This is a genomic window from uncultured Oscillibacter sp., from assembly GCF_900544955.1.
Lineage (GTDB): Bacteria > Bacillota > Clostridia > Oscillospirales > Oscillospiraceae > Oscillibacter.
In genome coordinates, this window is sequence record NZ_UQXD01000074.1 from 1 (window position 1) to 4,211 (window position 4,211).

Consider the following 4,211-nt stretch of genomic DNA (forward strand, 5'->3'; position numbering starts at 1 on the left):
GTGGAGGGCCACGAGCTGATGTTCACAGGACTCTGCCCCGCATGTGCGGCGGAAGAAAGATAGGAATATGAAAGGGGATCAATCACATGGAACTGAAGGGAAGCAAGACGGAGGCCAATCTGTGGATTGCGTTTGCAGGGGAGTCTCAGGCCCGCAACAAGTACGACTACTTTGCCAGCAAGGCCAAGAAGGACGGCTATGAGCAGATCGCGGCCATTTTCCAGGAGACGGCTCTGAACGAGAAGGAGCACGCCAAGCTGTGGTTCAAGGCCCTCAGCGGCATCGGCACCACCGAGGAGAACCTGGCGGCGGCCGCCGCCGGCGAGAACGAGGAGTGGACCAAGATGTACGCCGAGATGGCCCGCACCGCCGAGGAGGAGGGCTTCCTGGCCCTGGCCGCCCAGTTCGAGGGCGTGGCGAAGATCGAGAAGACCCACGAGGAGCGGTATCTGAAGCTGCTGGACAATCTGAAGAAGGGCGAGGTCTTCCGCAAGGGCGAGAAGGTCATGTGGTTCTGCCGCAACTGCGGCCACGTGGAGGTGGCGGAGAACGCCCCCGCCGTGTGCCCGGTCTGCAACCACCCCCAGGCCTATTTCCAGGTCAAAGCGTTCAATTATTGATACATTTTGCAGAAAACCGCCGCATATGCGGCGGTTTTCTGCAAAGATTCCGGAAAATGCGGGAGAAACCGGTATGAAAAGCCGCCCAAGTGGTACAAACTACCAAAAAGGAAGTGCCCGGCGGCGGCTTTTTATCAAATGTTTGTGAAAATCACCGTTGACGGGACGGGAAAAACCAGTTATGATGGTAGCAGAAATATGACTTACTATGCGAAGCTGCGAAGTTTGACTTGGTATAGAAAAGGAGAGCTGTATCATGTATACACAGGAGATCACCGTCAACAATGAGGTAGGTCTGCACGCCAGACCCGCTACGTTCTTTATCCAGAAGGCCAACGAGTTCAAGAGCGGCATCTGGGTGGAGAAGGAGGATCGCCGCGTCAACGCCAAGAGCCTGCTGGGCGTGCTGTCCCTGGGCATTGTGAAGGGCACCACCATCACCCTGATCGCGGACGGCGCCGACGAGAAGGAAGCGGTGGGCGCTCTGGTGGAGCTGGTCAACGACAACTTCGGCGAATAACACACGGCCCGTTCCCGCGGCCCTGCCTTTCGGCGGGGCCGTTTTGTCTTGCCCTCTTGCGCCCCGGGGGCGGATATGGTACAATGCAACGGAATACCAAACGGGAAGGGAGCGGGCGGACGCCGAGTCCGCCGGAGCGTATCGCGTATGATGGAGAGAAAGAGCATCCCCCTGTGCATCGTGCTGTGCCTGGTCACCTGCGGATTGTACAGCCTGTACTGGATGTACTGCCTGGCGGAGGACATCCGCTTTTTGGCCCGGGATGAGGGCATTCCCGGCGGCGGAACGGTGCTGCTGCTGAGCCTGGTCACCTGCGGGATCTACGGGCTGTACTGGCTGTACCGCTGCGGCGAGCTGATGGACGCCCTGCGGGCGCGGAACGGGCGGCTGGAGGGCCACCTAGGCATTTTGTGCCTGCTGCTGGGCGTGCTGGGATTTGGGATCATCGCCTTCGCGCTGCTCCAGTCCGAGCTGAACGAATATGCCGGAATATAAAAAGAGACGATGGTGGAAGGCCGGCGCGGGGGTGCTCTGCGCCGGCCTCCTCTATGGCTATGTGTTGATCCCCATGGGGCTGCGGCTCTCCTGCCCCTTCCGGCGCCTGACGGGGCTGCGGTGCCCGGGCTGCGGCGTCACGGAGATGTGCCTGGCCGTCCTCCACGGGCGATTTCTGGAGGCGCCGGGCCACAACTGGGGGCTGGCGCTGGCCCTGCCGGTGCTGCTCTGGCTGGGGCTGGACCGCCTGCGGGGCGGGGAGCGGCGGCGGAGGGAGCGGACGGCCCTGGCCCTGGCGGCGGCGCTGCTGGCCTGGGGCGTTTTACGGAATCTGACGGGACTGTGAGAGAGGAGGCTGGCGATGACAAAGGACGAGCTGCGGGAAAAGGCCAACGACCTGCCCCTGGCCCCCGGGGTGTACCTGATGATGGACAAGACCGGCAAGGTCATCTACGTGGGCAAGGCGAAAAAACTGAAGAACCGGGTGAGCCAGTATTTCCAGGACAGCGCCTCCCACACGGCGAAGACCCGGCAGATGGTGTCCCAGGTGGACCATTTCGACACCATCTTCGTCTCCAGCGAGTTTGAGGCCCTGGTGCTGGAGAACTCCCTCATCAAGCGGCACATGCCCCGGTACAACATCCTTTTGAAGGACGACAAGGGCTACCCCTTCGTGCGGCTGTCCAAGGAGACGTACCCCCGCTTTTCCATGGTCCACAAGTGGGCCAACGACGGCGCCAAATACTTCGGCCCCTTCGGCGGCCGGTACGAGACCCGGCAGGCCCTGGACGCGGTGTGCACCGCCCTGCGCCTGCCCACCTGCCACCGCCGCTTCCCCCGGGACATCGGGGCGGAGCGGCCCTGCCTGAACTTCCACATGGGCCGGTGCGACGGCTTCTGCCGCCCGGAGATGACGGCGGAGGCGTACAACCGCCGCATCCGCCAGGCCTGCCAGCTGCTGGAGGGCAAGGGCCGCCAGCTGCTGCGGGAGATGACGGAGGAGATGGAGGCGGAGGCGGAGGCCCTGCGCTTTGAGCAGGCGGCGCTGCTCCGGGACCGGATCAACGCCATCAGCGCCCTGGAGAAAAAGCAGACGGTCATCGCGGGACTGTGCGCCGACACGGACATCTGGGGGCTGTACCGGGGGGCGGGCAAGTGCTGCTACGCCGTGCTGCACATGGAGGAGGGCAATCTGGCGGGCCGGGAGGCGGAGCTGTTCACCGCCCCCATCGAGGAGAGCGAGGAGGAGATGCTCTCCGCCCTGACGGCCCAGTACTACCTGCCCCGGTCCATCCTGCCCCATGAGATTCTGCTGCCCCTGGAGACGGAGGGCTACTGCGAGAGCCTCTCGGAGGTCCTGACCAAGCGGGCGGGCCGCCGGGTGTGGGTCCACGTGCCCCAGCGGGGGGAGAAGGCGGAGCTGCGGGCCATGGCCCAGCGCAACGCCCAGGAGGAAGCGGAGCGGGCCACCACCGCCGAGGAGCGCACCGCCCACACCCTGGCCCTGCTGGCGAAGATGCTGGACCTGCCCGCCCCGCCAAAGCGGATGGAGTCCTTCGACATCTCCAACACCGGAAAGAGCGACATCGTGGCTTCCATGGTGGTGTACAGCGGCCTCCGGCCCCTGAAATCCGCCTACCGCCGCTTCCGCATCAAGGAGCTGCAGGGTCACCCGGACGACTACGCCTCCATGCAGGAGGTGCTGCGCCGCCGGTTGCAGCGGGCCGCCGAGGGGGACGAGAAGTTCCTGCCCCTGCCGGACGTGTTCCTCATCGACGGCGGCGTGACCCACGCCAACGCGGCGCTGGCGGTGGCGGCGTCCTTCGGGGTGACGGTGCCCATCTTCGGCATGGTGAAGGACGACCGCCACCGGACCCGGGCCCTGGTGACGCCGGACGGCCGGGAGATCGGCATCGTGACCCAGCAGGCGGTGTTCACCCTCATCGGCCAGATTCAGGAGGAGACCCACCGCTTTGCCATCACCTACCACCACGAGAGCCACGGGAAGAGCACCCTGCGCTCCGCGCTGGACGACATCCCCGGGGTGGGGCCCAAGCGCCGGGAGGCCCTGCGGAAGGCTCTGGGGTCCGTGCGGGCCATCCGGGAGGCGGATGTGGATACCCTGGCGGCGGTGGTGCCCCGGTCCACGGCGGAGGCGGTGTGGAACCACTTCCACCCCAAGGCCCCGTGACGCTGCCGGGAGAGGGCGGCGGTTGGAGGCCCGGGGCGCGGCGGAAGATACCCGCGCCGGGGGCCGGTCTGCCGCGGCTGTCCCAGGGACGCAGACGGAAAAGGTTCCGGAACCGGCGAGCGCCGGTCCCGGAACCTTTTTTTGCCCGCTGGCGGGGTCTACGGGTGGAACAGCCGCCTGCGCAGCGTCCGCCGCCACAGGGCCGTCAGGCGCTCCAGCGCCCGGTCCAGCAGCAAAAAGGTGACGCAGCCCAGCGCCAGCAGCGACGCCAGCATACCGCAATAGATCAGCAGCGACATCAGCAGCGGACTCAGTTTATCCAGCAATACCCCCAGCAGCAGCGTGCCGCAGGCGGCTCCCAGCTGCAAAACAAACATGACGCCAG

Annotated in this window: 5 protein-coding genes and 1 pseudogene; 5 read left to right on the forward strand and 1 reads right to left on the reverse strand. The window is 65.3% G+C overall.

Annotated elements, in window-relative coordinates; all coding sequences use genetic code 11:
- The first annotated feature begins 86 nt into the window (after positions 1-86).
- The 5 genes from rbr to uvrC all read left to right on the forward strand — a co-directional run bounded on the left by rbr (position 87) and on the right by uvrC (position 3,826).
- Positions 87-620, forward strand: coding sequence for a rubrerythrin (gene rbr / locus QZS21_RS11500; protein WP_295583531.1), 534 nt, complete (start codon positions 87-89; stop codon positions 618-620).
- 256 nt (positions 621-876) lie between these two features.
- Positions 877-1,140, forward strand: a complete 264-nt coding sequence (locus QZS21_RS11505) for an HPr family phosphocarrier protein (RefSeq protein ID WP_295583533.1) — start codon at positions 877-879, stop codon at positions 1,138-1,140.
- A 147-nt stretch (positions 1,141-1,287) separates the two neighbouring features.
- Positions 1,288-1,635 carry a DUF4234 domain-containing protein gene (locus QZS21_RS11510; protein WP_295583535.1) on the forward strand — a complete coding sequence of 116 codons (348 nt, stop codon included), beginning with the start codon at positions 1,288-1,290 and terminating at the stop codon, positions 1,633-1,635.
- Positions 1,622-1,981, forward strand: coding sequence for a DUF2752 domain-containing protein (locus tag QZS21_RS11515; RefSeq protein WP_295583537.1), 360 nt, complete (start codon positions 1,622-1,624; stop codon positions 1,979-1,981). The genes QZS21_RS11510 and QZS21_RS11515 overlap by 14 nt, the downstream gene beginning before the upstream one ends.
- Before the next feature lie 15 nt (positions 1,982-1,996).
- Entirely contained in the window at positions 1,997-3,826 is a 1,830-nt protein-coding gene (gene uvrC / locus QZS21_RS11520; protein WP_295583539.1) for an excinuclease ABC subunit UvrC, read from the forward strand.
- Positions 3,827-3,984: 158 nt separating this feature from the next.
- Here the strand turns inward: uvrC and QZS21_RS11680 are convergent.
- Positions 3,985-4,211: pseudogene (locus QZS21_RS11680) on the reverse strand (hypothetical protein); the annotation flags it as partial.